Source organism: Pantoea sp. B623 (genome assembly GCF_024814475.1).
Classification (GTDB): domain Bacteria; phylum Pseudomonadota; class Gammaproteobacteria; order Enterobacterales; family Enterobacteriaceae; genus Pantoea; species Pantoea ananatis.
The window spans coordinates 3554229-3580985 of the sequence record NZ_JANUXM010000004.1 but is presented as its reverse complement, the minus strand read 5'-3'; the positions used below and the strand labels follow the sequence as shown (position 1 = coordinate 3580985).

The 26757-nt window shown below is 52.8% G+C and carries 31 protein-coding genes and 1 other RNA gene; 13 read left to right on the top strand and 19 right to left on the bottom strand.

Features of this window, described 5'->3' with window-relative positions; translation table 11 throughout:
- Positions 1 to 3: 3 nt before the first annotated feature.
- The 8 genes from era to rpoE form a co-directional block, all read right to left on the bottom strand.
- Positions 4 to 909 (bottom strand): GTPase Era, encoded by a 906-nt coding sequence (era, locus tag NXS97_RS18670; protein WP_013026766.1) that lies wholly within the window; start codon positions 907 to 909, stop codon positions 4 to 6.
- A 44-nt stretch (positions 910 to 953) separates the two neighbouring features.
- Positions 954 to 1634 carry a ribonuclease III gene (gene rnc / locus NXS97_RS18665; protein ID WP_014594336.1) on the bottom strand — a complete coding sequence of 227 codons (681 nt, stop codon included), beginning with the start codon at positions 1632 to 1634 and terminating at the stop codon, positions 954 to 956.
- Between the two features lie 131 nt (positions 1635 to 1765).
- Positions 1766 to 2740 (bottom strand): signal peptidase I, encoded by a 975-nt coding sequence (gene lepB / locus NXS97_RS18660; protein ID WP_014594337.1) that lies wholly within the window; start codon positions 2738 to 2740, stop codon positions 1766 to 1768.
- A 9-nt stretch (positions 2741 to 2749) separates the two neighbouring features.
- A complete protein-coding gene (gene lepA / locus NXS97_RS18655) occupies positions 2750 to 4549 on the bottom strand; it encodes a translation elongation factor 4 (protein ID WP_013026769.1) in 1800 nt (599 codons plus the stop codon).
- 219 nt (positions 4550 to 4768) lie between these two features.
- Complete coding sequence (rseC, locus tag NXS97_RS18650) at positions 4769 to 5233, bottom strand: SoxR-reducing system protein RseC (RefSeq protein ID WP_013026770.1); 465 nt, start codon at positions 5231 to 5233, stop codon at positions 4769 to 4771.
- Complete coding sequence (gene rseB / locus NXS97_RS18645; protein WP_014594338.1) at positions 5230 to 6186, bottom strand: sigma-E factor regulatory protein RseB; 957 nt, start codon at positions 6184 to 6186, stop codon at positions 5230 to 5232. The genes rseC and rseB overlap by 4 nt, the downstream gene beginning before the upstream one ends.
- A complete protein-coding gene (gene rseA / locus NXS97_RS18640) occupies positions 6186 to 6839 on the bottom strand; it encodes an anti-sigma-E factor RseA (protein WP_014594339.1) in 654 nt (217 codons plus the stop codon). Before rseA ends, rseB begins: the two co-directional genes overlap by 1 nt.
- Positions 6840 to 6865: 26 nt before the next feature.
- Complete coding sequence (gene rpoE, locus NXS97_RS18635) at positions 6866 to 7444, bottom strand: RNA polymerase sigma factor RpoE (protein ID WP_006120509.1); 579 nt, start codon at positions 7442 to 7444, stop codon at positions 6866 to 6868.
- Between the two features lie 371 nt (positions 7445 to 7815).
- On the opposite strand from rpoE, the gene nadB reads away from it, so the two are divergent.
- The gene (gene nadB, locus NXS97_RS18630; RefSeq protein ID WP_019106769.1) at positions 7816 to 9477 is read left to right on the top strand and encodes an L-aspartate oxidase; all 1662 of its coding nucleotides are present in this window, start codon (positions 7816 to 7818) and stop codon (positions 9475 to 9477) included.
- On the opposite strand, the gene NXS97_RS18625 is transcribed toward nadB, so the two are convergent.
- Complete coding sequence (locus tag NXS97_RS18625) at positions 9459 to 10211, bottom strand: tRNA(1)(Val) (adenine(37)-N(6))-methyltransferase TrmN (RefSeq protein WP_014605254.1); 753 nt, start codon at positions 10209 to 10211, stop codon at positions 9459 to 9461. The genes nadB and NXS97_RS18625 overlap by 19 nt on opposite strands.
- A 167-nt stretch (positions 10212 to 10378) precedes the next feature.
- Here NXS97_RS18625 and srmB point away from each other — a divergent pair, with 167 nt between their 5' ends.
- Positions 10379 to 11707 carry an ATP-dependent RNA helicase SrmB gene (gene srmB, locus NXS97_RS18620; protein WP_014594342.1) on the top strand — a complete coding sequence of 443 codons (1329 nt, stop codon included), beginning with the start codon at positions 10379 to 10381 and terminating at the stop codon, positions 11705 to 11707.
- 208 nt (positions 11708 to 11915) lie between these two features.
- Here the strand turns inward: srmB and grcA are convergent, their stop codons facing one another.
- A complete protein-coding gene (grcA, locus tag NXS97_RS18615; RefSeq protein ID WP_014605253.1) occupies positions 11916 to 12299 on the bottom strand; it encodes an autonomous glycyl radical cofactor GrcA in 384 nt (127 codons plus the stop codon).
- 256 nt (positions 12300 to 12555) lie between these two features.
- Here grcA and ung point away from each other — a divergent pair, with 256 nt between their 5' ends.
- Complete coding sequence (gene ung / locus NXS97_RS18610) at positions 12556 to 13236, top strand: uracil-DNA glycosylase (RefSeq protein WP_014594344.1); 681 nt, start codon at positions 12556 to 12558, stop codon at positions 13234 to 13236.
- 58 nt (positions 13237 to 13294) lie between these two features.
- Here the strand turns inward: ung and grpE are convergent, their stop codons facing one another.
- The gene (gene grpE / locus NXS97_RS18605) at positions 13295 to 13876 is read right to left on the bottom strand and encodes a nucleotide exchange factor GrpE (protein ID WP_015699722.1); all 582 of its coding nucleotides are present in this window, start codon (positions 13874 to 13876) and stop codon (positions 13295 to 13297) included.
- A gap of 122 nt (positions 13877 to 13998) precedes the next feature.
- Here grpE and nadK point away from each other — a divergent pair, with 122 nt between their 5' ends.
- The 3 genes from nadK (at position 13999) to bamE (ending at position 17160) form a co-directional block, all read left to right on the top strand.
- Positions 13999 to 14877 (top strand): NAD(+) kinase, encoded by an 879-nt coding sequence (nadK, locus tag NXS97_RS18600; protein ID WP_015699721.1) that lies wholly within the window; start codon positions 13999 to 14001, stop codon positions 14875 to 14877.
- Between the two features lie 84 nt (positions 14878 to 14961).
- Complete coding sequence (gene recN / locus NXS97_RS18595; RefSeq protein ID WP_116219823.1) at positions 14962 to 16623, top strand: DNA repair protein RecN; 1662 nt, start codon at positions 14962 to 14964, stop codon at positions 16621 to 16623.
- A gap of 186 nt (positions 16624 to 16809) precedes the next feature.
- Positions 16810 to 17160: an outer membrane protein assembly factor BamE gene (bamE, locus tag NXS97_RS18590; RefSeq protein ID WP_014605250.1), complete on the top strand. Its 351-nt coding sequence runs from the start codon at positions 16810 to 16812 to the stop codon at positions 17158 to 17160.
- Positions 17161 to 17290: 130 nt separating this feature from the next.
- Here the strand turns inward: bamE and NXS97_RS18585 are convergent, their stop codons facing one another.
- Together NXS97_RS18585 and NXS97_RS18580 are read right to left on the bottom strand one after the other, a co-directional pair.
- Entirely contained in the window at positions 17291 to 17584 is a 294-nt protein-coding gene (locus NXS97_RS18585) for an RnfH family protein (RefSeq protein WP_013026782.1), read from the bottom strand.
- Positions 17577 to 18011: a type II toxin-antitoxin system RatA family toxin gene (locus NXS97_RS18580; RefSeq protein ID WP_013026783.1), complete on the bottom strand. Its 435-nt coding sequence runs from the start codon at positions 18009 to 18011 to the stop codon at positions 17577 to 17579. Before NXS97_RS18580 ends, NXS97_RS18585 begins: the two co-directional genes overlap by 8 nt.
- Positions 18012 to 18169: 158 nt before the next feature.
- Here NXS97_RS18580 and smpB point away from each other — a divergent pair, with 158 nt between their 5' ends.
- The 3 genes from smpB to NXS97_RS18565 all read left to right on the top strand — a co-directional run bounded on the left by smpB (position 18170) and on the right by NXS97_RS18565 (position 20432).
- Entirely contained in the window at positions 18170 to 18652 is a 483-nt protein-coding gene (smpB, locus tag NXS97_RS18575) for an SsrA-binding protein SmpB (protein WP_013026784.1), read from the top strand.
- A 43-nt stretch (positions 18653 to 18695) separates the two neighbouring features.
- Positions 18696 to 19058: a transfer-messenger RNA gene (ssrA, locus tag NXS97_RS18570) on the top strand.
- 183 nt (positions 19059 to 19241) lie between these two features.
- Positions 19242 to 20432: an integrase domain-containing protein gene (locus NXS97_RS18565; RefSeq protein ID WP_259232664.1), complete on the top strand. Its 1191-nt coding sequence runs from the start codon at positions 19242 to 19244 to the stop codon at positions 20430 to 20432.
- Between the two features lie 24 nt (positions 20433 to 20456).
- Here NXS97_RS18565 and NXS97_RS18560 read toward each other — a convergent pair whose 3' ends face one another.
- The 6 genes from NXS97_RS18560 to NXS97_RS18535 form a co-directional block, all read right to left on the bottom strand.
- Positions 20457 to 21806 (bottom strand): nucleotide-binding domain-containing protein, encoded by a 1350-nt coding sequence (locus tag NXS97_RS18560; RefSeq protein ID WP_210515052.1) that lies wholly within the window; start codon positions 21804 to 21806, stop codon positions 20457 to 20459.
- Positions 21803 to 22360: a Pycsar system effector family protein gene (locus NXS97_RS18555; protein ID WP_210515049.1), complete on the bottom strand. Its 558-nt coding sequence runs from the start codon at positions 22358 to 22360 to the stop codon at positions 21803 to 21805. The genes NXS97_RS18560 and NXS97_RS18555 overlap by 4 nt, the downstream gene beginning before the upstream one ends.
- Positions 22361 to 22745: 385 nt before the next feature.
- The gene (locus NXS97_RS18550) at positions 22746 to 22925 is read right to left on the bottom strand and encodes a hypothetical protein (RefSeq protein ID WP_210515046.1); all 180 of its coding nucleotides are present in this window, start codon (positions 22923 to 22925) and stop codon (positions 22746 to 22748) included.
- 68 nt (positions 22926 to 22993) lie between these two features.
- The gene (locus tag NXS97_RS18545) at positions 22994 to 23818 is read right to left on the bottom strand and encodes a hypothetical protein (protein ID WP_210515043.1); all 825 of its coding nucleotides are present in this window, start codon (positions 23816 to 23818) and stop codon (positions 22994 to 22996) included.
- Between the two features lie 15 nt (positions 23819 to 23833).
- Positions 23834 to 24109 (bottom strand): ogr/Delta-like zinc finger family protein, encoded by a 276-nt coding sequence (locus NXS97_RS18540; RefSeq protein ID WP_210515038.1) that lies wholly within the window; start codon positions 24107 to 24109, stop codon positions 23834 to 23836.
- Entirely contained in the window at positions 24109 to 24834 is a 726-nt protein-coding gene (locus NXS97_RS18535) for a septation initiation protein (RefSeq protein WP_210515035.1), read from the bottom strand. Before NXS97_RS18535 ends, NXS97_RS18540 begins: the two co-directional genes overlap by 1 nt.
- 548 nt (positions 24835 to 25382) lie before the next feature.
- Here NXS97_RS18535 and NXS97_RS18530 point away from each other — a divergent pair.
- From NXS97_RS18530 to NXS97_RS18515, 4 genes are read left to right on the top strand one after another with little or no spacing between them, the layout of a single operon-like run.
- Positions 25383 to 25649 carry an AlpA family transcriptional regulator gene (locus tag NXS97_RS18530; RefSeq protein WP_210515032.1) on the top strand — a complete coding sequence of 89 codons (267 nt, stop codon included), beginning with the start codon at positions 25383 to 25385 and terminating at the stop codon, positions 25647 to 25649.
- 28 nt (positions 25650 to 25677) lie between these two features.
- A complete protein-coding gene (locus tag NXS97_RS18525) occupies positions 25678 to 26217 on the top strand; it encodes a host cell division inhibitor Icd-like protein (RefSeq protein ID WP_210515229.1) in 540 nt (179 codons plus the stop codon).
- Complete coding sequence (locus NXS97_RS18520; protein ID WP_088900631.1) at positions 26214 to 26438, top strand: hypothetical protein; 225 nt, start codon at positions 26214 to 26216, stop codon at positions 26436 to 26438. Before NXS97_RS18525 ends, NXS97_RS18520 begins: the two co-directional genes overlap by 4 nt.
- Complete coding sequence (locus NXS97_RS18515) at positions 26435 to 26755, top strand: DUF5375 domain-containing protein (RefSeq protein WP_259232661.1); 321 nt, start codon at positions 26435 to 26437, stop codon at positions 26753 to 26755. The genes NXS97_RS18520 and NXS97_RS18515 overlap by 4 nt, the downstream gene beginning before the upstream one ends.
- Positions 26756 to 26757 lie beyond the last annotated feature (2 nt).

Genomic DNA, 26757 nt, shown 5'->3' with positions numbered 1-26757 from the left:
TAATCAGAGATCGTCTGTGTAACCCAGGCTGCGCAGCGCACGTTCGTCGTCCGCCCAGCCGGATTTAACTTTGACCCACAGTTCGAGATGCACTTTCGCATCGAACATCTCTTCCATGTCTTTACGGGCTTCGATACCGATGGTTTTGATTTTGGCGCCTTTGTTGCCAATCACCATTTTCTTCTGCCCTTCACGCTCGACCAAAATCAGACCGTTGATGTCATAACCGCCGCGCGCATTCGACACGAACTGTTCGATTTCAACCGTGACCGAGTAAGGCAGTTCGGCCCCCAGAAAACGCATCAGCTTTTCACGGATGATTTCTGAGGCCATAAAGCGCTGCGAACGGTCGGTAATGTAATCTTCCGGGAAGTGATGATCAGATTCCGGCAGATGCTTACGGGCAATGGCGGCGATGGTATCCACATTTTTACCGGTTTCTGCTGAAATCGGCACAATATCGATAAAGTTCATCTGCTGGCTCAGGAACTGCAGGTGCGGCAGCAGAATACTTTTGTCCTGAATATTGTCGACTTTATTGATCGCCAGCAGCACGGGCACTTTGCCATCGCGCAGCTTGTTTAATACCATTTCGTCATCCGGCGTCCAGCGCGTGCCGTCCACCACAAAGATGATGAGTTCAACGTCACCGATAGAACTGCTGGCAGCACGGTTCATCAGGCGGTTAATCGCCCGTTTCTCTTCCATGTGCAGGCCTGGCGTATCCACATAGATCGCCTGGTAGGCGCCTTCAGTATGGATACCCATAATGCGGTGACGAGTGGTTTGCGGCTTACGCGACGTAATCGAAACCTTCTGCCCCAGTAGCTGGTTCAGTAAGGTGGATTTACCGACGTTGGGTCGGCCAACTATCGCGACAAAGCCGCTGTATGTAACGTTTTCGCTCATTCGAATCCTGAGGTTTTAGCGCCGGTTAAAGCGCCGGGATAATACTATTCCAGACCAAGTTTAATCAGCGCCTGTTCGGCGGCTGCTTGTTCGGCTTTACGGCGGCTGGAGCCTACGCCCACCACCGGTTCTGCCATGCCACTCACCTGACAGTGAATGGTGAATTCCTGATCGTGGGCTTCGCCACGTACCTGCACGACTAAGTAACTGGGTAGTGGCAGATGCCGGCCTTGCAGATACTCCTGCAGGCGCGTTTTGGGATCTTTTTGTTTGTCACCCGGACTGATTTCGTCCAGGCGCGTCTGATACCAGTCGAGGATCAGTTTTTCCACCGTCTGAATATCACTGTCGAGGAAAACGCCACCAATCAGCGCTTCGACGGTGTCCGCCAGAATGGACTCACGGCGAAAGCCCCCGCTTTTTAATTCACCGGGGCCTAAACGCAGGCATTCTCCCAAATCGAACTCGCGCGCCATCTCTGCCAGCGTATTTCCCCTGACCAGGGTAGCACGCATACGGCTCATATCCCCTTCATCCACGCGTGGAAAACGGTGATAGAGCGCGTTAGCAATCACATAGCTGAGAATGGAATCGCCTAAAAACTCAAGACGTTCGTTATGTTTACTGCTGGCGCTTCGATGGGTCAGGGCCTGCTGTAAAAGTTCAGAATGTGTAAAAGTGTAGCCCAGTTTGCGCTGAAGCTTGTTAATCAAGATGGGGTTCATGCGATTCCAGTTCTGTTTTGCGTCTGTCACTCTGCATACCAAACAGGGCTGGAGAACCAACTCATTCTGTTTGGTGTGCAGTGGCCCCCCACCTGGAGGGCCACCCTTTTCACCTGACTGTCAGGCTATGGTTAGTGGATACCACCGATACGACTGAGTCGTACGCCGGTTGGCCACTGACCTTCTTGTTTTTCGAAACTCATCCAGATGGCGACCGCTTTACCCACCAGGTTACGCTCGGGAACAAAGCCCCAGTAGCGGCTGTCGGCGCTGTTATCGCGGTTATCACCCATCATGAAATATTGCCCCTGCGGCACGACCCAACTGGCCTGCGGCTGGCCGGGCTGCTGATAGTACATGCTCGCCTGGCTTTGTGCTTCTGTCACCAACAGGATGTCATGCGTTACGTCGCCCAGGGTTTCTTTGCGCGTCGCCAGACGTAATCCCCCCCGCATGGTGTCATTCAGCGGTAGCTGATAGAAACCATTACCCGCTTCGTTACCATCAAACCCGCTAAACGTTTGAACAAATTTGCTGGGTTCAATATTGCTATAGGTGACGGGTAGCGCTTTGCTACAAGGCTTGCCGTTATCGCAGGCCGGATTAATGGTCAGCGTTTTACTGTACGGATCGTAGGTCACCCGATCGCCAGGCAGACCGATCACGCGCTTGATGTAATCCAGGCTGGGATCCTTCGGGTATTTAAACACCGCGATATCGCCCCGTTTTGGATGCCCGGTAGGGATCAGCGTCGTTTGCGTAATGGGATCTTTAATGCCATACGCAAACTTTTCGACCAGAATAAAGTCACCAATCAGCAGGGTTGGCATCATAGAGCCGGACGGGATCTGGAATGGCTCATAAACAAACGAGCGCACAAAGAACACCACGGCCAGCACCGGAAACACCGATGCGGCGGTTTCAATCCAGCCCGGCTTAGGGGCCATCTTCGCCAGCGCTTTGCTGTCGAGTGTTCCGCCCGCCTGCGCCTGCGCCGCCGCCTGCAACGCACGGCGCTTTGGTGCCCACTTAATACGATCGATCACCCAAAGAATGCCGGTAATCAACGTCGCTATCGCCAGTATCAGGGCGAACATATTAGCCATTTGAGATCCTTATTTGCTGTCTTTTCCGACATGCAGAATGGCGAGGAATGCTTCCTGCGGCAGCTCAACGTTACCGACCTGCTTCATTCGCTTCTTACCATCTTTCTGCTTCTGCAACAGCTTTTTCTTACGACTGACGTCGCCGCCGTAACACTTGGCGAGTACGTTCTTACGTAGCTGTTTAACGGTTGAGCGAGCGATAATGTGGTTGCCAATTGCCGCCTGAATCGCAATATCAAACTGCTGACGTGGGATGAGCTCTTTCATTTTCTCAACCAGATCACGTCCACGGTAAGGTGCGTTTTCACGGTGGGTAATCAGCGCCAGCGCATCAACACGTTCTGAGTTAATCAGAACGTCAACGCGCACCATGTCAGAGGCCTGAAAACGTTTAAAATTGTAGTCCAGTGAGGCATAACCCCGAGACGTTGATTTCAGACGGTCAAAGAAGTCGAGAACCACTTCCGCCATCGGAATCTCATAGGTCAGCGCCACCTGGTTGCCGTGGTAAACCATGTTGGTCTGAACGCCACGTTTCTCGATGCACAGCGTGATGACGTTGCCCAGGTATTCCTGCGGCAGCAGCATATGACACTCGGCAATCGGTTCGCGCAGCTCTTCAATATTATTAAGCGGTGGCAGCTTCGAAGGGCTGTCCACGTAGACGACTTCACCGCTTGTGGTTTCCACTTCGTACACCACCGTCGGCGCGGTCGTAATCAGATCCAGATCGTATTCGCGTTCCAGACGTTCCTGAATGATCTCCATGTGCAGCAGCCCAAGGAAGCCACAGCGGAAACCAAAGCCCAGCGCCGTTGAGCTTTCTGGCTCGTAGAACAGCGAGGCATCGTTCAGGCTCAGCTTGCCCAGCGCATCACGGAACGCTTCGTAATCATCAGAACTGATGGGGAACAGACCGGCATAAACCTGCGGCTTCACTTTTTTAAAGCCGGGTAAGGCTTTATCCGCAGGGTTGCGTGCCGTGGTCAGCGTATCGCCCACGGGTGCGCCAAGAATGTCTTTGATGGCACACACCAGCCAGCCGACTTCACCGCAGTTCAGCTCGGTACGGTCAACCTGCTTCGGCGTGAAGATACCCAGACGGTCAGCATTGTAGACCTGCCCGGTGCTCAGCACCTTGATTTTGTCGCCTTTGCGCATAGTGCCGTTTTTCACGCGCACCAGCGATACAACGCCGAGGTAGTTATCAAACCAGGAGTCAATAATCAGCGCCTGCAAAGGGGCATCCGGATCGCCCTCTGGTGCCGGGATGTCGCGAACTAAACGCTCCAGCACTTCAGGTACGCCCACGCCAGTTTTGGCTGAGCAACGCACGGCGTCGGTCGCGTCAATGCCTACGATGTCTTCGATTTCCTGCGCGGCACGATCGGGATCGGCGGCTGGCAAATCGATCTTATTCAGCACCGGCACTACTTCCAGATCCATCTCAATCGCGGTGTAGCAGTTGGCCAGGGTTTGTGCTTCAACGCCCTGTCCGGCATCAACCACCAGCAGTGCGCCTTCACAGGCGGCCAGTGAGCGGGAAACCTCATACGAGAAGTCAACGTGTCCCGGCGTGTCGATGAAATTGAGCTGGTAAGTTTCGCCGTCTTTTGCTTTGTAATCGAGCGTTACGCTCTGCGCCTTAATAGTAATGCCACGTTCACGCTCCAGGTCCATTGAGTCAAGAACCTGCGCGGCCATCTCGCGATCGGTTAATCCCCCGCAAATCTGAATTAAGCGGTCAGAGAGCGTGGATTTACCGTGGTCAATATGGGCGATGATGGAGAAATTTCTTATGTGCTTCATTTATAGGAATATCTTCACGTAGAGAATCAGTTAGAAACCTGAGCACAGACACATTCAGGAAGATCGCTCTTAACCCACAATCCTGTCAGCCTCATTAATGACGACGCATATTACACTGTTAAGGCCGCGCATAAAAGAATGGAACGTTGTGGAAGCGAAACAGTTTTTGGCGAGGCGCCATAATGACAGAAGCCGCAGCAAGTGCGGCTTGAGTGAGGATCAGGCTTCGCTTTCAACGCGCAGTGCATCCGGCGGCAAAGCGATGTTCAAAATAACGGGCTGGAATGCCTCGCGATCGCCAAATTTCATCGAAATACCTTTGGCCACGATAAAGCCTCCCACGCCGCCTAACAGAGCGCCGCAGGCCGCCGCGAGGTCGCTACCAAACAGCGCCTGAAACAGGCCGGCAAACAGGAACAGGCCAAACAGAGGCGTCATATAAACCAGCAGCGCGGAACCCAGCAGGCTGCTCTCTTTGATACCGAGTTCAACACGCTGGCCCGGCGTCAACGGCTTGCTGCTGGCGATCTGCATCACGTGCGCGTTCTTTGGCCCCAGCTTATTCAGCATATGGCTACCGCAGCCTTTACGTGCCTGACAGCTGTTGCAGGACGTTTTAGCTTCAGTGTGCAGCGTGGCGATGCCATCCTGCCATGCCACCACAGTGGCCCATTCTCTCATCATTTTTTTGCCCCGAATTCGACGCTGTCTGCGATACGTTTGGCCGTCACGGGCGGTAGTTCGCCGACGACCGTAATTTCGTTATTATCGCGTATTACGGTTTGCACCGTACGACGTCCCGTGCGCAATGTCTGTGCGGTGCTGTTTTTATCTGCCGGAGTGACATTGACCGCAAAGCTAAACAGGCCATCGCTGTAGAGCCGTGATTCAACCGATTTATTTAACGCGGGAATGGTGCGACGACTTTGCGAGACCAGCGTCATGCCAGCGGGGAGCCAGGCGGGCTGCCAGTCTAACGAAACGTTATCGGTTTTAGTTAACGACAGCGACGGCGGCAAATTCGCTTTCTCCAGCCCCTGCATCAGATTGCGAACGCCATCGTCCACCGCGAAGCTGATAACGCGAAACTGCTCCATCGTTTCACCATCCCGGTCAAGCAAATCGACCCGGAGCGGCAGCTTGGTATCCACGTCCAGCCAGACAACGTAGCTGTAGCGCGTGCCATCGCGTGAAACGATGCGTACTACGTCGCACATCTGGTCGGCAATGCGTGAACGGCCCACGGTGATAAAATCGTAGGCGGTATCCAGCTTGCTAAAATCAGCATAAATAATGGACGGTAGCGCATCCACAATGTGGTTGCCCGGTAGCGAGAAAGGCTCAATGCCAGGTTCAAAATAGCTGATGTCGTTGCCGCGTTGAATCACTTCACGACGCGGACCGTCCATCTGCAGCACCTGCGCATAAACGCGATCGTCGATAACCGCATGACGATAGCGCAGAGATTCCATGCCAAGGCGGGAAACGTTAATGTAGGCGAATTCGTAGTTGAGGGTCTGGCTTGCCTGCTCCATCTGCTGCAATAACGCCCCAGACGCAGAAACCTGCGCTGGGGCGGCAGATGACCACAACAGGCTGCCTGCCAGAAGGCTGACGGCATACCATAGCGGCTTCATTACTGCTGCTGCATTCCTAATGACTGATTACCAGGGACATTGGCCTGCGCTTGTTTAGGCGCATTGGTTTCGAACTGCAGCTGATCCGCATGCAGGCGACGCTGGAGTTCATAGTCCTGCAGCATGGCATTCACGCGACGACGTTGATCCTGCACCTGCTGAGTCGCATTACCGTTGCCAAAGGCATCCGATGGCACGCCAAGGCTCACGGGAGAGGCTTTACCCATGACAGGTAAGGTGTTGAAGACCGGCGAATCAGAACTTTCGACGCTGCCGCTACCCGGTTGGTTATAGTGCTGAACGCCAACGATAACAGCCAGGGAAACACAGGCGGCGACACCAACCTGGGTAATCTGTGCCGCCCACGGGCGAGCTTTATGCCAGAACGGCATTTTTTCCCAGCGAGAAGGTTCGGGCTGTGCTTCGGGGATCAAGGTTGTGACGTTGCGCTGAGGCTCTTTTTCAATCGCAGCAGCGACGCGTGCAGCAATGTCAAAATGCAGGTGCTCGCCCACGTCACCGCGCATGGTATCGCGGATAAGATGGTAGCGTTCCCAGCTTTTTTGTAATTCTGCGTCTTTAGACAGCGCTGAAAACAGCTCACTGTCTAAAGCCTCACCATCCATTAAAGCGGAAAGTTTTTCTTTCTGCATGCCTAATACCCTTCCAGTAGCCGTTATCACTGACGTTGGATAAGCGGTTGAACTTTATTATCAATGGCCTCACGTGCACGGAAGATACGGGACCTGACCGTGCCCACCGGGCAATCCATAATGACGGCGATCTCTTCATAGCTCAGACCGTCAAGTTCCCTGAGGGTAATTGCCATTCGCAAGTCCTCAGGAAGCGCCTCGATGGTACGAAAGACGATTTGTTTCAGTTCATCTGACAACATTAAGTTCTCAGGGTTCGAAATTTCTTTCAATGCGCCCGCACTTTCGAAGTTTTCAGCATCAATTGCATCAACATCACTGGAAGGCGGACGACGCCCCTGAGCGACCAAATAATTTTTTGCTGTATTCACTGCTATACGATACAGCCAGGTGTAAAACGCGCTATCGCCCCGGAACGAGTCCAGCGCACGATAAGCCTTAATAAATGATTCCTGAACGACATCAGGCACATCGCCTGAAGGGACATATCGTGAGACCAGGCTCGCCACTTTATGCTGGTAACGAATTACCAGTAAGTTAAACGCCTTTTGATCCCCCTTCTGAACCCGTTCAACAAGAACCTGGTCCGCTAACTGCTCGCTCATCCGAGGTAATGTCTCCCCAAATACTTTCTTATGCGTTAAGGAACTGCCAGCACACCGCTATTGAGCAAGCATGCGCTTTGAGTCATTGCGTGGCAAAAAGTTCACTCTCGGCCTCTTTTAAGCCACTTTGCGGCAAAATCACACAGTTTGTTCATTTTCGTTCAGTGTAACGCGCGCAAATCGCAGGCAGAGTAACCTATGACAACAGCTTTTTCATCTTTAAATCCTTGTAATCGATTAAGTTTGGTATAAAAAACCCGATTTAAACCTGCAAAACATTAACCTCTTGATATCACTAATGAATTAATTTTCAGACACGCATATTGCCGCGTTTATGTTCAAAATACTTCACAAAAAATGTCCAAACGCTTATGCTCGGTCCATTCTTGTTTAGTAAATTAAACACTATGACAACTTTCTCTTCCTCTGATTATCAGTGTGATGTCCTTATCGTCGGCAGCGGTGCAGCGGGATTGTCGCTGGCATTGCGTCTGGCAGAGCATTATCAGGTCACCGTATTAAGCAAAGCGCAGGTCAATGAAGGCTCGACGCTGTATGCGCAAGGCGGGATTGCGGCGGTTTTTGACGAAACCGACAGCATTGATTCACATGTGGAAGACACGCTGATCGCGGGGGCAGGTTTATGCGATCGGGCCGCCGTCTCCTTTGTGGCCAGCAATGCGCGGCACTGCGTGCAATGGCTGATTGATAACGGCGTGGCATTTGATACCGATCCGCAGGCTGCAGGCGAGATGCGCTATCACCTGACGCGTGAAGGCGGCCACAGCCACCGCCGTATCCTGCACAGCGCGGATGCGACGGGTCGCGAAGTGGAAACCACGCTGGTAGGCAAAGCGTTGCATCATCCCAATATCCGCATTCTCGAGCGCACCAACGCGGTGGATCTGATTCTTTCGGATAAGCTCGGCCTGCCGGGCCCGCGCCGGGTGACCGGGGCCTGGATTTGGAACCGTAATCGTGAACGGGTTGAGACCTGCCGCGCACGTGCCGTGGTGCTGGCGACGGGCGGCGCGGCCAAAGTGTATCAGTACACGACTAACCCCGATATCGCCTCCGGTGATGGCATTGCGATGGCCTGGCGGGCGGGATGTCGCGTGGCTAATCTGGAGTTTAACCAGTTTCATCCGACCTGCCTGTTTCATCCCCAGGCACAAAACTTTCTGCTCACTGAAGCACTGCGCGGCGAAGGCGCCTGGCTGGTGCGGCCGGACGGCTCGCGTTTTATGCCCGACTTCGATGCGCGCGCTGAACTGGCGCCGCGCGATATTGTCGCCCGCGCCATCGATCACGAGATGAAACGCCTTGGCGTTGACTGTATGTATCTGGATATCAGCCATCAGCCTGAAGCCTTTGTGCGTTCACACTTCCCGATGATCTACGAAAAACTGCTGACCTTTGGTTTCGATCTGACCAAAGACAGGATCCCGGTGGTGCCTGCCGCGCACTACACCTGCGGTGGCGTCATGGTCAACGCGCAGGGCCGTACGGATATCAACGGCCTGTATGCCATCGGTGAAGTCAGCTACACCGGCCTGCACGGTGCCAATCGCATGGCCTCCAACTCGCTGCTCGAATGCCTTGTATATGGCTGGTCGGCAGCAGAGGATCTGCTGCGTATTTTACCGGAGGTCGAAGCCGTTGATAACCTGCCGGCCTGGGACGACAGCCAGGTGGATGATGCCGATGAACGGGTGGTGATTCAGCATAACTGGCATGAGCTGCGGCTGTTTATGTGGGATTACGTGGGCATTGTCCGCACCACCAAGCGGCTGGAGCGGGCACTGCGCCGCATTACCCTGCTGCAACAGGAGATAGACGAGTATTACCATCATTTCCGCCTGTCCAATAACCTGCTGGAGCTGCGTAACCTGGTGCAGGTGGCTGAGCTGATGGTGCGCTGTGCACTACAGAGAAAAGAGAGCCGCGGGCTGCATTTTATCCGCGACTATCCGGATTTGCTCCCTGAGGCCCAGCCTACCGTGCTGCAACCGGGTCAGGACATAAACAAATAGAAGTCACGCGTCAGGCTTTGCCAGGCGTCTGAGTACTGCCTGTCTGCATCGCGAATAGCCAGCCGCTCAAACAGGGTTTCGCCGGGGCTGGGGGAAAAGCCCAGCAGAACCCGATGCGGGGGACGATGTGCGTACTCTGCTACATCAAAACGAAAGCGTAAGTGCCAGCCGTCAGCCTGTGCCAGCGCGATAACCTGCTGCCCTGTCGCTTCGGGTAAGACCACACAGAAAAACCCCTCTTCTTCGATCAGCGCGGCCGCACAGCGCAATAACGTCTGATGATCTAATGAACCAGTGGCACGTGCGCTGTCTCTTGCCGGGGTTGCGCAGGCTACACCGGGATCAAAGTAAGGAGGATTACTGACGATAAGCGAGTAACGCGCTTCGCAGTTTTCAGCCCACTGGGCGATATCCTGTTGATGAACCTGCATTCGCGCTGCCCACGGCGACTGCTGGATGTTTTCATGCGCCTGCTGTGCGGCGTCCGGATCTAACTCTACGGCATCCACGTCGACATTCGACGGAGTACGCTGGGCCAGCATCAGGGCTATCAGGCCCGAACCGGTGCCGATATCGAGAATCCGCTTCACCCCGGCGACCGGTGCCCATGCGCCCAGCAAAATACCATCTGTGCCGACCTTCATCGCACAGCGGTCATGTGCAACAAAAAACTGCTTGAAGGTAAAACCGTTCTTTTTTAATTGTGGCCGCGCCTGCGGCTTGTCCTGCATCATACTCAGCGACCATTCACCTTTTATCCTGCCGTACGGCAAGGCGTAAGTGTAACGTGGTGGGTTGGGGAATTCACGCCGTTGACGTAATCTGGCGCAGTCAATACCGATAAACAGATGAAGATTATGTTCGATCTGTCTATAATCAGCGCCCCAAACTGAGGTAGAACATGACCGTAACCACATTTTCCGAACTTGAACTCGACGAAAGCCTGCTTGAAGCGCTGCAGGAGAAAGGCTATACGCGCCCGACAGCAATTCAGGCTGCTGCCATTCCCCCCGCGCTGGAGGGCCGCGACGTTCTGGGTTCGGCACCTACCGGGACCGGGAAAACCGCCGCGTATTTATTACCGGTGTTGCAGCACCTGCTCGATTTTCCGCGCAAGAAGTCTGGCCCGCCGCGTATTTTAATTTTAACGCCAACCCGTGAGCTGGCCATGCAGGTTGCCGACCAGGCACGGGAACTGGCGAAACACACGCATCTGGATATCGCCACCATCACTGGCGGCGTGGCCTTCATGAACCACGCTGAAGTGTTTAGCGAAAATCAGGATGTCGTGGTTGCCACCACCGGTCGTCTGCTGCAATACATTAAAGAAGAAAACTTTGACTGCCGCGCCGTTGAAACGCTGATCCTCGATGAAGCCGACCGCATGCTGGACATGGGCTTTGCTCAGGATATTGAAACCATCGCGGGCGAAACGCGCTGGCGCAAACAGACGATGCTGTTTTCTGCCACGCTGGAAGGCGAGCATATCAAGGATTTTGCAGAGCGTCTGCTGAATGAACCGGTTGAACTGGAAGCCGATCCCAGCCGTCGCGAGCGTAAGAAGATCCAGCAGTGGTATCACCGCGCCGACGATCTTGAGCACAAGACAAAGCTGCTGGTTCATCTGTTAAAGCAGCCGGAAGTGACCCGTTCAATTGTGTTTGTGCGCAAGCGTGAACGTCTGCACGAGCTGGTCAGCTGGCTGCATGATGCCGGTATCCGCACCAGCTACCTTGAAGGTGAAATGGTGCAGGCTAAGCGCAATGAGGCGATTAAACGCCTGGTCGAGGGGCGCGTCAATGTGCTGGTGGCGACCGATATTGCCGCACGTGGTATTGACGTCGACGATGTCAGCCACGTCATCAACTTCGATATGCCGCGCACCGCTGACACCTATTTGCACCGCATTGGCCGTACTGGCCGGGCCGGTCGTAAAGGTATCGCGATTTCGCTGGTTGAAGCACACGACCATCTGCTGCTCGGTAAAGTCAGCCGCTACGTTGATGAACCGATTAAAGCCCGGGTGATTGACGAGCTGCGTCCTGTTACGCGCGCGCCTTCGGCGAAAACGACGGGAAAACCGTCGAAAAAGGCGCTTGCCAAGCGTGCAGAGAAAAAAGCGAAAGAAGAAGAGAAACCGCGGGTTAAAAAGCGTCACCGTGACCTCAAAAACGTGGGCAAGCGTCGCAAGCCGAGCGGCAGTACGCCGGGCAGCGAGAGTGCGGAATAAATCAGCACGGACTTAAAAAAATCGCCTCCAGTGAGGCGATTTTTGTTTTTATAAGGCCTGTAAATACGCGTTTAGCGTGATTTTAGCATCGAATAGGTGACGCTGGCCTGCCAGCCCAAACGCGCGCTTACCCAATAAAATCTATCATGTTGTTAACATTTATAAATTTCGCAGACAGGCGCTGCGTTTTATTTCAGCGCCCGATCCGTTACAAACTTTCAGTAAAGGTACGGGCAATCACATCGCGCTGCTGTTCCGCGGTCAGTGAGTTAAAGCGCACGGCATAGCCTGAAACACGGATCGTCAGCTGGGGATACTTTTCGGGATGTTTCACGGCATCTTCCAGCGTTTCGCGGCGCAATACGTTGACGTTGAGATGCTGACCGCCCTCTACGCGAACCTGAGGTTTCACCTCAACCGGCACGTCGCGGTAAGCCACGTCGCCTAACTCTCCAATCTTCACAATCTGATCCTCCTGATAGCCTGCAACGGCACAGAGGCAGCGCGCTTCGGCTTTTTCTTCGTCCAGCAGCCAGAAAGAGTTAATTAACGCCGGATTACTCGATTGGGTAATCTGAATACCTGTGATCATTTCAATCCCTCCTGCAAGGTGCGACCTTCGTCTACACCGTGACTCAGTCAATTTGAGCTGTTGGTATACCACCCGATGTCTGCCATAGTTTTGACCTGCATCAATTACCGCCGGGCGTTTTATCGCCTCCCTGGTAAGCTTTTGATTTTAAAAACCCGTCTTAAGAAAATTTTGTTTAATTCTTCAAAAATTTTTGGGCTTCATGTCTGAAGACTGAAACGCTAAGCTTAGGGTTCGAAATACAAGGGAGTTGATCATGGCTGAAAAGCTGACCTGGCACGACGTGCTGGCCGAAGAGAAAGAAAAACCCTACTTCATTGAAACCCTGAAGCATGTCGCGAATCAGCGGGCCGCAGGCGTAACGGTTTATCCGCCACAGAAAGATGTGTTTAACGCGTTTCGCTTAACCGAATTAGGTGACGTTAACGTCGTGATTCTGGGGCAGGACCCTTATCACGGCCCGAACCAGGCACACGGGCTGGCTTTCTCTGTGCTACCGGGCGTGCAGACGCCGCCGTCACTGCAGAACATGTATAAAGAGCTGCAGCAGGACATTCCGGGGTTTGAGCGGCCCAGCCATGGTTATCTGGCAAGCTGGGCGGAACAGGGCGTGATGTTACTGAACACCGTACTGACCGTTGAAGCCGGTAAAGCGCACTCTCACGCCCGGCTGGGATGGGAAACCTTTACCGATACGGTGATTAAAGCTATCAATGAACAGCGTGAAGGCGTGATCTTTCTACTGTGGGGCTCGCACGCCCAGAAGAAAGGCAGCATTATCGATCGCCAGCGCCATCACGTGCTGCAGGCGCCGCACCCTTCCCCGCTTTCCGCGCATCGTGGCTTCTTTGGCTGCCAGCATTTTTCCCAAACCAATGCGCTGTTACGCGATGCCGGTAAAACGCCGATTAACTGGACGCCGGTATTACCTGAGTAAACGCCATAATCACAAACGGCCGCGTCAGAGCGCGGCCGTTTGCAGGGTAAGACAGTAATCAGGCTTTCGCTTTCGCCACGGCAACCATGGCCGGACGCAGCAGGCGGCCGTTAAGCGTATAACCGCGTTGCATGACCATCATTACGTGGTTAGGCTCGACATCCTCAGACTCCATCATCGACATCGCCTGGTGCACTTCAGGATTAAAGGGCACACCGGTTTCGCCGACCACTTCAACACCGAATTTACGCACCGCGCCCAGCAGGGATTTCAGCGTAAGCTCAATGCCTTCAACCATAGAGGCAGACTTCTCGTCTTCTTTGTTGGCCAGTTCCAGTGCACGTTCCAGGCTATCGATCACCGGAAGCAGCTCATTGGCAAACTTCTCCAGCGCAAACTTGTGCGCTTTTTCAATATCCATCTCGGTGCGGCGGCGAACGTTTTCAATTTCTGCCTGCGCACGCAGCTGCGCATCACGCACGCCCGTCTGCAACTGGGCTAACTCAGCTTCAAGCTGAGCGATGCGCTCATCACGCGGATCCACCTCTACTGCTGTCTCCGCGTCCTGAGGTTGGTGTTGATCCTGTTGAATTTCGTCTGAGACTTGCTCGTTTGGGGTGTTCTGTTCTTTACTACTCATGAATTTCTCCGCGTTTTGCACATTCACGTCGCTGGTTGGCTTATTATGGGGATTGGTTTGACGGATTCAAGGGAACACGTCACATCATCGTGCCGATTTGGCTTATGAGGAACACCCACTCGATGAACAAACACTTTAACTGCATTGGTATTGTGGGCCATCCACGCCATCCTACCGCGCTCACTACACATGAGATGCTGTGTCGCTGGCTGACTGCCAAAGGCTATCCCGTTATCGTTGAACAGCAGATTGCACAGGAACTGTCGCTGGGGGATGTTCAGACCGGTACGCTGGCTGAGATTGGCCAACAGGCCGATCTGGCCGTGGTGGTGGGCGGCGACGGCAATATGTTAGGTGCCGCCAGAGTACTGGCGCGTTATGACATAAAAGTGATTGGCATTAACCGCGGTAATTTAGGGTTTTTAACCGATCTTGACCCCGATAACGCCCATCACCAGCTCGATGAAGTGCTGAACGGCAACTATTTTGTCGAAAGCCGCTTTCTGCTGGAAGCGCAGGTCTGCAAGACGGATTGCTCCCCGCGTATTGGCAGCGCCATCAATGAAGTGGTGCTGCATCCGGGCAAAGTCGCGCACATGATCGAGTTTGAAGTGTACATCGACGAAGTCTTTGCCTTCTCGCAGCGTTCCGATGGCCTGATTATTTCCACGCCTACCGGTTCCACCGCCTATTCGCTTTCAGCGGGCGGCCCGATTTTAACGCCCTCTCTGGACGCCATTACCATTGTGCCCATGTTCCCGCACACCTTGTCGGCGCGCCCGCTGGTGATCAACAGCAGCAGTACGATTCGGCTGCGTTTCTCGGCACGGCGTAACGACCTTGAGATCAGCTGTGACAGCCAGATTGCGCTGCCTATCCAGGAAGGAGAAGATGTGCTGATTCGCCGTAGCGAAAATCATCTCAACCTTATCCATCCTAAAAATTACAGTTATTTCAATACGCTGAGTTCAAAACTGGGCTGGTCAAAAAAATTGTTCTGAAAATGAGCGCGCCCTCTTTACTGGATAAAAAACCAGTTTATACTGTATGAAAAACCATATGTGTTTATTCATACAGGTGACGCTATGCTGGCACAACTGACCATCAGCAATTTCGCTATCGTTCGTGAGCTCGACATTGATTTCCAACGCGGTATGACCGCCATCACCGGTGAGACCGGTGCAGGTAAGTCTATTGCTATCGATGCGCTTGGGTTGTGCCTCGGCGGTCGCGCCGATGCGGACATGGTGCGTCAGGGGGCCAGCCGTGCTGACCTGTGTGCGCGCTTTCAAATTAAAGCGTCGCCGTCTGCCCAGCGCTGGCTGAGCGATAATCATCTCGACGACGGCAACGAGTGCCTGCTGCGCCGCGTCATCAGCGCCGATGGTCGCTCACGCGGCTTTATCAATGGTACGGCCGTTCCTCTCTCGCAGTTACGCGATCTGGGCCAGTTGCTGATCCAAATCCACGGCCAGCATGCCCATCAGCTGCTGCTCAAACCCGATCATCAAAAGCACCTGCTGGATGCCTACGCCGGTCATGACGACCTGCTCGTTCAGATGCGGGCATCCTATCAGACATGGCACCAGAGCTGCCGCACGCTGGCGCAGCATCAGCAACAGGCGCAGGAGCGGGAATCCCGCCGTGAGCTGTTGCAGTACCAGCTTAAAGAGCTGAACGAGTTTGCGCCGGTGGCAGGGGAATTTGAGCAGATTGACGAAGAGTACAAACGCCTGGCCAACAGCGGTCAACTGCTGTCGACCAGCCAGCAGGCGCTGCAGCTGTTAGCCGACAGTGACGACACCAATCTGAACAGCATGCTGTACAGCGCGCGTCAGATGCTGTCTGAACTCACTGCGATGGATGACAAGGTCAGCGGCGTTTATAACCTGCTGGAAGAAGCCGCCATTCAGCTGAGCGAAGCTAGTGACGAACTGCGTCACTACTGCGACAGTCTGGATCTGGATCCGAACCGCCTCTATGAGCTGGAACAGCGTATCTCCCGGCAAATCGCCCTGGCCCGCAAGCACCATGTGGCACCAGAGGGCCTGCCCGCCGTGCACCAGCAACTACTCGATGAAGCGGAACTGCTGTCACAGCAGGAAAGCGATCAGGAAAGCCTGCAGACGCTGGTAACCGAACACTACAAGGCAGCCCTGGCGTGCGCGGAGCTACTGCATGCGCAACGCACCCTTTATGCCAACGAGCTACAGCAGCTGATTACCCAAAGCATGCATCTGCTCTCGATGCCGCACGGCCGCTTTGCCATTGAGCTGATTTTTAACCCGGAGCAACTGACCGCCGACGGCGCCAGCCGCATTGATTTTCAGGTAACAACCAACCCCGGACAGCCGTTGCAACCGCTGGGGAAAGTCGCCTCGGGTGGTGAGCTGTCGCGTATCGCGCTGGCGATTCAGGTTATCACCGCGAAGAAAATGGAAACGCCGGCGATGATTTTCGACGAAGTTGACGTGGGGATTAGCGGTCCGACGGCTGCGGTAGTGGGTAAAATGTTGCGTCAGCTGGGCGAATCTACCCAGGTGATGTGCGTAACCCACCTGCCGCAAGTTGCGGGCTGTGGCCATCAGCATTTCTTTGTCAGCAAGGAAACCGATGGCGAAATGACAGAAACGCATATGCAGCCTCTGGATAAGCGCGCACGCCTGCAGGAACTGGCGAGGTTACTGGGCGGCAGCGAGGTCACCCGCAACACACTGGCTAACGCGAAAGAACTTTTAGCGGCCTGATACGCACTTTTTTACCACAGCGTGGTCATATGCATGCTCTGTAGAGGTTTCCAATAGCGAAAAGGTTTATTATCATCGACAGCTAATGTCGCCTGAATAATAAAGCCTGCCGCAGGCAGAGTTCAGAATTTGATGGCAGAAGAACAGCCTGTAAAAGGCGTTTCGCCCCGGAAAAGGAATGTATAGATGCGCTGTAAAACGCTGACTGCCGCGGCAGTGGTAATGTTAATGATGACCGCCGGATGTTCCACTTTAGAGCGCGTTGTTTATCGCCCCGATATCAATCAGGGCAACTATCTGGTTGCTAACGATGTTGCCAAGATTCACACCGGTATGACTCAGCAGCAGGTTGCCTATACGCTGGGTACGCCAATGATGAAAGATCCCTTTGGCAGCAATGTCTGGTACTACGTCTTCCGTGAGGAGCCAGGCCACGAGAAGGTGAAACAGCAAACGCTGACCCTGACCTTTGACCGTAGCGGCGTACTGACCAACATCGATAACAAGCCCGCGCTGTCTTCTTCACAGGATAATTAATCCAGGAAGCCAGGGTCGTTACCGACAGGCGACTTAGCACCATCGAACGCAGTAAGAGCGAACGTAAAAGACAGAACGTAAAAAGGCGCTAATCAGCGCCTTTTTCATGCTCAGAAATCGAACCGAGAGATTATTTTTTACTGCTTGCCGCGCGCTCTGCTCGTTGACGACGAAGCTCTTTCGGGTCGGCAATCAGCGGGCGATAGATCTCAACCCGGTCGCCTTCCTGTACAGTATCGCTCAGTTTTACCGGATGGCTGTAAATCCCCACCTTGTTGCTGGCGAGATCGATTTCAGGCCGCAGTTCCAGCAAGCCTGATTTGCGGATAGCCTGCTCAACCGTGCTGCCCTCTTCCAGTTTTACGTAATGCTGATACTGTTTTTCAGGCAGGGCGTACACCACCTCGACAGAGATATCAGGCACTGTAAACCTCTTTGGCGCGCTGGGTAAAGGCCTGCACCATGCTGTTGGCCAGCTCTTTGAAGATTCGACCAAATGCCATTTCGACCAGCATGTTGGTGAACTCAAACTCCAGACTCAGCTCGACCTTACAGGCATCATCCCCGAGATCGACAAAGCGCCAGCCGCCGGTGAGCTTACGGAACGGCCCATCGACCAGTTGCATATGAATGCTCTGGTTGTCGGTCAGCGTATTTCGGGTGGTAAACGTTTTGCTGATGCCCGCTTTCGACACATCGACTGAAGCCGTCATTTGATTCTCTGAGGCATCCAGTACGCGGCTTCCGGTGCAGCCCGGCAGGAATTGCGGGTAAGCATCCACATCATTTACAAGTTGGTACATTTGTCCGGCGCTAAAGGGGACAAGCGCCGAACGACTAATCTGAGCCATAATGGTTCCTGTTCGTCACAAAACCGCTAAATAATAGCATTTTCAGCGATTAAACAAAAATTCCTCATTGCCATGGTGTGCTAGAATACCCTGTTTCCTGCTGCCCCGCTGGACTGGGGATGCGATAACCGACCAAGTGATGTAAAATACGCGGCATTATGACAAAGAAAAAAGCACACAAACCCGGTTCTGCCACCATTGCCATGAACAAGCGCGCCCGCCACGAATACTTCATTGAAGAAGAGTTCGAAGCCGGCCTGTCGCTACAGGGATGGGAAGTTAAATCACTCCGTGCAGGTAAAGCCAACATCAGCGACAGCTACATTCTGCTGCGTGATGGTGAAGCTTATCTGTTCGGCTCCACTTTTCAACCGCTTGCGGTAGCCTCATCGCACGTGGTCTGCGATCCTACCCGCAGCCGTAAACTGCTGTTAAAGCAGCGTGAGCTGGACTCACTTTACGGCCGTGTGAACCGCGAAGGCTATACCGTTGTGGCGCTGTCGCTCTACTGGAAGAACGCCTGGTGTAAGCTAAAGATTGGCGTTGCTCGCGGTAAGAAAGAGCACGACAAGCGCAATGATATCAAAGATCGCGAATGGCAAATGGATAAAGCGCGTATCATGAAGAACGCCAATCGTTAAACACTGGATTTCGATACGCTTTTTTGCTAGTATTTGAAGTTCTGGGGCTGATTCTGGATTCGACGGGATTGTGAAGCCTTAGGAGCATGCCGAGGGGCGGTTGGCCTCGTAAAAAGCCGCAAAAAAATAGTCGCAAACGACGAAAACTACGCACTAGCAGCTTAATAACCTGCTTAGAGCCCTCTCTCCCTAGCCTCCGCTCTTAGGACGGGGATCAAGAGAGGTCAAACCCAAAAGAGATCGCGTGGATGCCTTGCCTGGGGTTGAAGCGTTAAACTGAATCAGGCTAGTCTGTTAGTGGCGTGTCTGTCCGCAGCTGACCGGCGAATGTAAAGACTGTACTAAGCATGTAGTGCCGACGGTGTAGTAATTTCGGACGCGGGTTCAACTCCCGCCAGCTCCACCACATAATGATCCGGATACGTCCGGTGAAATCCTGAAAGCCCGCATGGCACAAGCCCTGCGGGCTTTTTTGTGTCTGTAATAGTCCGAGCAAAGCCGGCAAAATCCGGTGATAATTGGTATACGAATTGGTATACGGTAGAATGTATGCCAATAACGTATACCAATTAACGCAGGAAAGCTCCGCATGGCAAGGACTACGCGCCCTCTCACCAACACAGAAATACTTCGTTCCAAAGCCATTGATAAAGATCTGACGCTGCATGATGGCGACGGACTTTTTATGGTGGTGAAAACCACAGGAAAGAAGCTTTGGCGTTTCCGTTATCAAAGGCCAGCGACAAAGCAGCGCACCATGATGGGCCTGGGTGCCTTCCCTGCTCTGTCGCTGGCTGATGCCCGACGCCTACGCGCTGAATACCTCTCGTTGTTAGCAAACGGCATTGACCCACAAGCTCAGGCAGAACAGGCCACAGAACAGCAGCAGATTGCCTTAGATAGCATTTTCTCAACCGTGGCGGCTAACTGGTTTACTTTGAAACAGGCCAGCGTTACGCCGGATTACGCGAAGGACATTTGGCGCTCTCTTGAAAGAGACGTTTTTCCTGCCATTGGCGAGATTCCGGTTCAGGAAATCAAAGCCCGCAAGCTCGTTGAAGCATTGGAGCCGATCAAGGCCCGTGGTGCTCTTGAAACCGTCCGCCGTATGGTTCAGCGAATTAATGAGATTTTGATTTATGCAGTTAATATCGGGCTGATTGATGTTAACCCTGCGTCTGGGATAGGTATGGCTTTTGAAAAACCCAAAAAGCAAAATATGCCTACATTAAGGCCGGAAGAATTGCCGAAGCTTATACGTTCACTGGTGATGTCGAATCTATCCGTTCCCACTCGTTGCCTGATTGAATGGCAACTCTTGACCCTTGTACGCCCCTCTGAGGCTTCTGGTACACGATGGGCAGAGATCGATCTCGATGCCAAGCTCTGGATAATCCCAGCCAAACGCATGAAGGCAAAACGAGAACATATTGTTCCTTTATCACCTCAAGCATTAGATATTCTAGAAGCAATGAAGCCTATCAGTGCTCATCGTGAACATGTTTTTCCTAGCAGGAATGACCCAAAGCAGCCGATGAATAGCCAAACTGCTAATGCTGCGCTAAAACGGATTGGATATGGCGGGAAATTGGTCGCACATGGCCTGAGGTCAATTGCGAGTACTGCTTTAAATGAAGAAGGTTTTAATTCTGATGTCATTGAGGCAGCATTAGCGCATAGTGATAAAAATGAAGTCAGAAGAGCTTATAATCGCTCAACTTATCTTGAACGGAGAAAAGAACTTATGGATTGGTGGGGAAACCATGTATCTAATTCATAGGCAGTGTAAACACTGCCATTGTCTTTATAAGATATACACCCCAATGATATTACGATAAAAAATAGCTGCCGTACGCCCCCGAATAATGACCTCCATCGTATGTAGTCCTCTAAATGACGTCCCTTCTGATAGAGTTAAAATTAAACCATCATCATCCTGCATTAAATTTACTCTATATGCGTTATCAACCTTAATCAAATTTCCATTTTCAACACGAACAGTATAATCTTCGGATAGGTTGTTCTTAGCTTCTTCTCCATGATTTTTTTTGCAAAAAATAATATTAAGATCACTCAAGCCTGGGTAAATCTTTAATTTAAATATTAATTTTTTTTCTTTAGGTAAAAACCGAGATAACGACTTATATTCTATTTCTTGACCACCTTCATCAACATAACACCCAAAAAGAAAATGATTAGGGTATAAAGTTTGCGCGGACATTTTTTTATCATTTAACTTAAAAGGTAACAAGCTTTGATATTTATCCATATTTAATAATCTAATTCGCCTATCTATAGCCTTACCTTCTTTATCTGTTATATTCGGTTCTATAAACTCTATCTCTCGTCCTGCTTTAAATTTTGACATAGTATAATCGAGAGGAAAATCCACATAATCTAAAACTCCTTGGCCTAACATAGCTGTGTTTTTGTCTGCTAATTGCTGTAACTTCGCTGTCATATCTACTGGAAGCCCTAATGCTGTTACTTCACACGATTCTCCTAAACCAAAGTTTCCCCAGATAACTTCATCTTCTGAACCATAATCCAAACCAATTCTAACCCCTAAATCAATTACAGTACCGAGATCCTCATTCAATGATGGAAATATATAATCCTTCAAAATCAATCTGAGTGTTGATGCAGCATTTATTGCATCAGCTATTGCATTCTCTTTGCTTACATCAGATCTACCGAAGAAAGCCATTAAAGCATCCCCCATAAGTCGATGAGGATAACCGTCTAGTGCTCGAACGATGTCAATGCAGGCTTGAAGTATTCTGTTTTTAACAATATAGGCTTGTTCTAGTGGCAATAGAAGTGATAGGCGTGAGCTTTTACGTATATCAATAAACATCGTTACAATATATTGGTTATGCGTTGTACTAAGACCATTTAGCATTGTAAGTTCAGGATGAGTACCAATCTTATGTTCGTTTAATCCAGGCTTATCAAATAGAGGCCTAATCTCACGCTGATAATCATACTCTGAGAAATTATTAGGGCTTGTTGAAAAGGACTCGGTAATGACTACCGCTTCCTCACTCCAACTCTCAACACCTACTGAAGAATCACCATCCATAGCCATTCTTTTTTTTAATGATGTATTTCTTACACCCTTAAAGTTTTTCTCCGTAATATCTTTCAAACTCATAATAGAACTCCATTTGCAAAATCAACAAATTTTAATAAACAAAGAAAGCCAATACAAAAATATGCACACTTCAAATATCTAACTGCCTTAGTAAATAACAAGAACTTTTCCTTAGCAATTCCTGCCAAGATATAGCTTTGGGTACACATATCCCGCAATAAACCTTCATCACTCTCGCTATTATATTTTCTAAAATATTCATCATAACCGCTTTCACTCTCTATAAAAACAAATGAAATAAGTGAATTACTCACCTCATTAGATTTATTTATTGCCTTCATTTTCGGGACAATGCTTCGCAAAGAATAGATAACAGAAAAAGCTATAAACGAAGAAATTAAAAAAACCATCACACAAAAAAATAAGTTATAGTGAGAATTATTTAGAAACAGCCCATTAAACCCTTCAATCTTATTTGAAATTACAGTTAAACTTGCAGCGTTTGCAGCCAAGAGCAAAGCCGCCTTGTTGTTTGTAGTAGCAATATAACCATCAGTTCTCTTTATAATATCAAACTGGAGCTTTATTTTCTCTTTATTTTCTTGAATATCCATTTTACCCCCTCAGATATAAGCCATAAATATTAATTTTCGCGCGCACTGCATCTTATTTTCCAAAAATTATTGAATATCAATATGCTTTTATTCTTACTATTTATTTTTTATAACATTCACTTCTAAGTGATATATTTGATTTCTCATTCATTATGCATATTGCTTATCTCGGCGCAATGCCACTTACACATCAGCCGCGTATGCCAAGCGAATGTATGGGAAACGTATTAAATGATTCAGAAAAAAACTATTTGTCTTTTAAAATGAATGACTCCTACTACCTCCAAGTGACGCTTTTTACTCCTCACTAACACCCCTCATAGCCTTGCCATTGCCTCAAACTCACTTGTAGTAACCATTGTTATCCAAATGAATCCGCTTATCATTAAGACTTGCCCAGATCGAGAAAATGAATGCGCTTATGACCGCCAGCGCGCTCTCGTAGCCCCGCCACGCCTGCGCACTTCATGTAGCGGTTTTCATGCACCTGCATGAGAGGCTCCGAGCCGCGCCGCTGCTGGCCTTTGCTGCCACTTTTGGGTGCCTGAGACTCATGCGTTTTCATGCAGCATAGACATGCACTCGCGTAGAAGACGCAAAAAAGCCCGGCAGGTGCCGGGCTGTGGTTTTTTTTTATTTCTGGCCTGGGAACCGTTTACGCTTACGCCGGTCAGTTCCGGCACCCCTGAAGGGGTAGGGACCGGCAAGGCTGATGACATCATCACGGAACATCAGCGGCAGCTTTGTATTTGTCCAGCTCAGCATCAGATTCATAATATATCCACGGTACAGCGTGTCTGCATCGTTTGCCCCTTCAAGCACACCCGGCGCATGGGGTGAGCCATACCGTTCAAACTGGCTGTACTTCATTCTGAGCAGGCTGGTCAGCTCAATGGCGTGGAAGATAAAAAATTCGTCAATGAGCGCATCGATGCGCTCGTCCATAATGCGCTCATGGCAGGTAATGTAAGCGTGAGCCTTTTGCCCGGTCACGTCGGCCAGCCCCGGCAACTGCTTTTCCCTCTGGGTAATCAGCCCGGCCAGCTCGGTCGCCGTTTCCTGCTGCTCCAGATACTCCGCACGCAGCGCCTTCATCTCCGGCGTGACGGTGCCGCCGTTCTGCTCCAGCAGCTCACGAAAGCGCGCCCGGTTATCCTGGCCTGCCTGTTCCGTCTGTGCCTGGCTCTGGCGCAGCGCCTCAACGCTCTCCCTGGCGGCGGCTTCGGCCTTTTTGGCCTCCAGCCATTCCATCATTTTTTTCTGGAGTTCCTGAATGCGGGGCAGCCAGCCAGCCGGAAGGCTTTTCGCCAGCGCGGCGCTCTGTTCTGCTAACTCATCTTCGGGCAGCTTCATGAGCCAGCCCGCATCCTTAAGCGGCTTCTGACTCCGTGCCACAAGCTGACCCACGTACTGGCCGGTTGCCTTAATCTCTTCGTCGGTCATCTGCTTCTGTGTCATGTCTTTTCCTCTCTGTCAGGGCTGTGCGTGGCGGTCTTTACGGGTGCAGGCGGAGCCGTAGCGGCCCAGAGTCTGCGGCTGGCGTACCGGCGCATCACTTTCCGGCTCCGGCTCTGCCGCCACGGACCTGTTGGGCTTCATAATGATTTTCTCGACGCTCTCCAGCGCGGTGAACGTGCAGGAGCAGTCGAGGTTCTGGCACTGATACCAGGTGCGCTTGACGGACGGGGCCTCGTAGGCGCTGGTGCGGGTGTGGGCCACCTGACCGCATTCGGGACATTTCAGGGCCATCAGCGGTTTTCCTTCTGCTTTGACTCCAGGCGGATTCTGGCCTTGTGACGGGCGGCCGGTGACAGGGTGCGGCCCGCGTCAGCCCTGGCGGTGGCGTCGGGAGACACGCCGCACAGGCGGAACACCGGGTCGCTGTCGGGCATGGCCTCACCGGAAACGGCCGGTTCAGTGATGTGACGCTTGATGAAGTTTTTCAGCACGCTGTCGGGGTCGTTCACGGAGTCCACCACGCCGGTGACCAGCGCGGCCTGACGGCCCAGCGTGATGTGCAGCAGGCTCAGCGTCTGAATCAGCGGCTGGCCGTGGTCACGCATGAAGTCCTGCCAGAGCTGCATGGCGCGCAGCTCCACCAGGCTGTTGTGGGCGCTGATGTACTCCTGCGCCCGGTCGGCGGTCTCGAAAGGCAGGCGGGCCGTTTCTTCGGCGTGGGAGGCCAGCAGCGCATCGAACTCCTCCAGCGTCTCGCGGTTGAGTGCGATTTCGGTACGCAGCGCGCGCATTTCCGGCGTCATGGCTCCGCTGCTGTCGCGGAACAGGGCGCGCCACTCGTCGTTCTGTGCGTTCGCGGTGGCTTCGGTTTCCGCACGGCGCTGGCGGATGGTCTCTGCATTTTCAGCGGCGGCGGCCTGCACGCGGCGGGCCTCAAGCCATGCCGCCTTTGCGGTGCTGACCTTATCAAGCGCGGCCTGCGTGGCGGCGGGAAGGGATAAAGCGGTGTCGGTCATGTCGGCTTCCTGTGTGGTCGTTTTCAGTAAGTCAATTGTGCCGGGGCTGGCACAGGCGGTGCCACCGGATGACATTGTGTGACGACTCAGACAAAAAGCCCTTCTTCTGGCGAGCCAGGGAAAGGTCTCACGAAACCCACTGCTCAGCTTTTAGTTTTATATAAATCCTTCACTATTCTTCACCAGAAAGAAAAAGATAAGTAATACAGTAAATTAGAGTGTGAACAGTTTAAAAAGCATCCTTCACCCACTGTTCACCATCCTTCACCCCCGGTGACGGTTAAAACCCTGCACCACTTATAATAAATATCCATATAAAGACCCTTATTTATCCCCTTTCGTTACTGGAAAAAATCAAAATGTCACTATATGTCAATATATGGCAAACAGAGGCAAACACTGGCAAACCGCACAAAAGTTGCGCCCGGCGTATGAGCCGCCAGACAAATTTCACTTGTTGATTCCGTAAGAAATTTACTCAGAATAAAGAGCTGCCCGATGCCGGACGCACCCGCCCGGCTCTGTATGGAATCAACGAGAGGTAGCCCATGCACACCGCTTTAACCGCACCATCTTCCGCCCCGGCGGCTCCGTCAGCCCCTTACGCGCCGCCGCTTCAGGAGCGTTTCATGCGCCTGCCGGAGGTCATTCACGTCTGTGGCCTGTCCCGCTCGACCATTTACGACCTCATCAGCCGCGACGCCTTTCCCGCGCAGATTTCACTGGGCGGCAAGAACGTCGCGTGGGCGGCCAGCGAGGTGAACGCCTGGATGAACGAACGCATCGCCGCCCGGAGTCAGGGCCGTGCGACATGACCTTCACCCACCGCTGAGACTGTCCGTCATGCTGCATTTTCCTGCTTTCCCCGGCTTGCGCGCCGGGGGCCTTCCCTGGTACATTGTCTCTGCTGTCGCAAAATCGGCAGCCGGGATTGGCGTCCTGAATACAACGTTGGCGACACCAGACGCGCCTTGCGTCTTTTTTTGTGTCTGTGCTCTGATGCACCCATTTTTCGGGCGACGGTCCTGTATCCGTTGTGCCGTCCGTGTAATGGTGGCTCAGGCGGGGGCTTCTCACGAAGCGCCGGTTTCCAATGTTGCCGGTTACGCCAACCCCGTCTGGGCTACCACCAGTGAAATTGGCGTTTCCGGTGGTAGCTGTATGCTACTAACATTGGAGACTGCCCTTATGGCTACCGTCCCGACTTCCCCTCATTCAGAATTTGTCTTTGTGTTTGCCGCCGTGCACCGCTGTGAGCGTCACGCCCGCGTGCAGATGCTTCGTACTACCGCCGCCACCGAACGCGCCGCCCGCCAGCTGCTCGCCCGCGACTACGTACTGGCCTTTGCTGCCCGCCTGCCGGTTGCGGAGGTGCGCGCATGAACCACGCCACCATTACGCTTGACGACCTCGCCCGCCTGGAGCACCTGCGCAACGCCGGGCGTCTGGCCTGTGACGCGGCGGCCCTGCGCGACTGCTGCACCCCGCCGGAGCCTGCCGACAGCGCACAGCTGGCCTCGCTGCTGTTCCTCATCACCGGCCAGCTGGATGACGTGGTGACCCGCTGCCGCGACGGCTGGATGAACGGGGAGGTGAGCGCATGAACGCACGCAACCTGTCCCCTGAGCTGCGCGCCGCGCTGTCACGCCGCGCCGTGGCCTGCGCCTGGCTCACCCTGTGCCGTGAGCAGAAGCGCCACTGCGGCCTGACACTGGCCCGCCTGGAGCGCGCCATTGAGACCGAACTGGAGGGCTTTTACCTGCGCCAGCACGGCCGGACGCACGGGCTGGAGATTGCCTGCGCGCTGCTCGACGACCTGCTGACCGCCGGGCCGCTGAAGGCCGCCCCGTGCCTGAGCTTTTTAGGCCAGGTGGTGATGGACGAACTCTGCGGGCGCATCCACGACGCGCCGCTGCACTGAGG

Excerpts from the sequence above, each read along its gene's own strand:
- era (WP_013026766.1), bottom strand. The coding sequence starts at position 909 with ATGAGCGAAAACGTTACATACAGCGGCTTTGTCGCGATAGTTGGCCGA.
- rnc (WP_014594336.1), bottom strand. The coding sequence starts at position 1,634 with ATGAACCCCATCTTGATTAACAAGCTTCAGCGCAAACTGGGCTACACT.
- lepB (WP_014594337.1), bottom strand. The coding sequence starts at position 2,740 with ATGGCTAATATGTTCGCCCTGATACTGGCGATAGCGACGTTGATTACC.
- lepA (WP_013026769.1), bottom strand. The coding sequence starts at position 4,549 with ATGAAGCACATAAGAAATTTCTCCATCATCGCCCATATTGACCACGGT.
- rseC (WP_013026770.1), bottom strand. The coding sequence starts at position 5,233 with ATGATGAGAGAATGGGCCACTGTGGTGGCATGGCAGGATGGCATCGCC.
- rseB (WP_014594338.1), bottom strand. The coding sequence starts at position 6,186 with ATGAAGCCGCTATGGTATGCCGTCAGCCTTCTGGCAGGCAGCCTGTTG.
- rseA (WP_014594339.1), bottom strand. The coding sequence starts at position 6,839 with ATGCAGAAAGAAAAACTTTCCGCTTTAATGGATGGTGAGGCTTTAGAC.
- rpoE (WP_006120509.1), bottom strand. The coding sequence starts at position 7,444 with ATGAGCGAGCAGTTAGCGGACCAGGTTCTTGTTGAACGGGTTCAGAAG.
- nadB (WP_019106769.1), top strand. The coding sequence starts at position 7,816 with ATGCTCGGTCCATTCTTGTTTAGTAAATTAAACACTATGACAACTTTC.
- NXS97_RS18625 (WP_014605254.1), bottom strand. The coding sequence starts at position 10,211 with ATGATGCAGGACAAGCCGCAGGCGCGGCCACAATTAAAAAAGAACGGT.
- srmB (WP_014594342.1), top strand. The coding sequence starts at position 10,379 with ATGACCGTAACCACATTTTCCGAACTTGAACTCGACGAAAGCCTGCTT.
- grcA (WP_014605253.1), bottom strand. The coding sequence starts at position 12,299 with ATGATCACAGGTATTCAGATTACCCAATCGAGTAATCCGGCGTTAATT.
- ung (WP_014594344.1), top strand. The coding sequence starts at position 12,556 with ATGGCTGAAAAGCTGACCTGGCACGACGTGCTGGCCGAAGAGAAAGAA.
- grpE (WP_015699722.1), bottom strand. The coding sequence starts at position 13,876 with ATGAGTAGTAAAGAACAGAACACCCCAAACGAGCAAGTCTCAGACGAA.
- nadK (WP_015699721.1), top strand. The coding sequence starts at position 13,999 with ATGAACAAACACTTTAACTGCATTGGTATTGTGGGCCATCCACGCCAT.
- recN (WP_116219823.1), top strand. The coding sequence starts at position 14,962 with ATGCTGGCACAACTGACCATCAGCAATTTCGCTATCGTTCGTGAGCTC.
- bamE (WP_014605250.1), top strand. The coding sequence starts at position 16,810 with ATGCGCTGTAAAACGCTGACTGCCGCGGCAGTGGTAATGTTAATGATG.
- NXS97_RS18580 (WP_013026783.1), bottom strand. The coding sequence starts at position 18,011 with ATGGCTCAGATTAGTCGTTCGGCGCTTGTCCCCTTTAGCGCCGGACAA.
- smpB (WP_013026784.1), top strand. The coding sequence starts at position 18,170 with ATGACAAAGAAAAAAGCACACAAACCCGGTTCTGCCACCATTGCCATG.
- NXS97_RS18565 (WP_259232664.1), top strand. The coding sequence starts at position 19,242 with ATGGCAAGGACTACGCGCCCTCTCACCAACACAGAAATACTTCGTTCC.
- NXS97_RS18560 (WP_210515052.1), bottom strand. The coding sequence starts at position 21,806 with ATGAGTTTGAAAGATATTACGGAGAAAAACTTTAAGGGTGTAAGAAAT.
- NXS97_RS18555 (WP_210515049.1), bottom strand. The coding sequence starts at position 22,360 with ATGGATATTCAAGAAAATAAAGAGAAAATAAAGCTCCAGTTTGATATT.
- NXS97_RS18550 (WP_210515046.1), bottom strand. The coding sequence starts at position 22,925 with ATGAAAACGCATGAGTCTCAGGCACCCAAAAGTGGCAGCAAAGGCCAG.
- NXS97_RS18545 (WP_210515043.1), bottom strand. The coding sequence starts at position 23,818 with ATGACACAGAAGCAGATGACCGACGAAGAGATTAAGGCAACCGGCCAG.
- NXS97_RS18540 (WP_210515038.1), bottom strand. The coding sequence starts at position 24,109 with ATGGCCCTGAAATGTCCCGAATGCGGTCAGGTGGCCCACACCCGCACC.
- NXS97_RS18535 (WP_210515035.1), bottom strand. The coding sequence starts at position 24,834 with ATGACCGACACCGCTTTATCCCTTCCCGCCGCCACGCAGGCCGCGCTT.
- NXS97_RS18530 (WP_210515032.1), top strand. The coding sequence starts at position 25,383 with ATGCACACCGCTTTAACCGCACCATCTTCCGCCCCGGCGGCTCCGTCA.
- NXS97_RS18525 (WP_210515229.1), top strand. The coding sequence starts at position 25,678 with ATGCTGCATTTTCCTGCTTTCCCCGGCTTGCGCGCCGGGGGCCTTCCC.
- NXS97_RS18520 (WP_088900631.1), top strand. The coding sequence starts at position 26,214 with ATGAACCACGCCACCATTACGCTTGACGACCTCGCCCGCCTGGAGCAC.
- NXS97_RS18515 (WP_259232661.1), top strand. The coding sequence starts at position 26,435 with ATGAACGCACGCAACCTGTCCCCTGAGCTGCGCGCCGCGCTGTCACGC.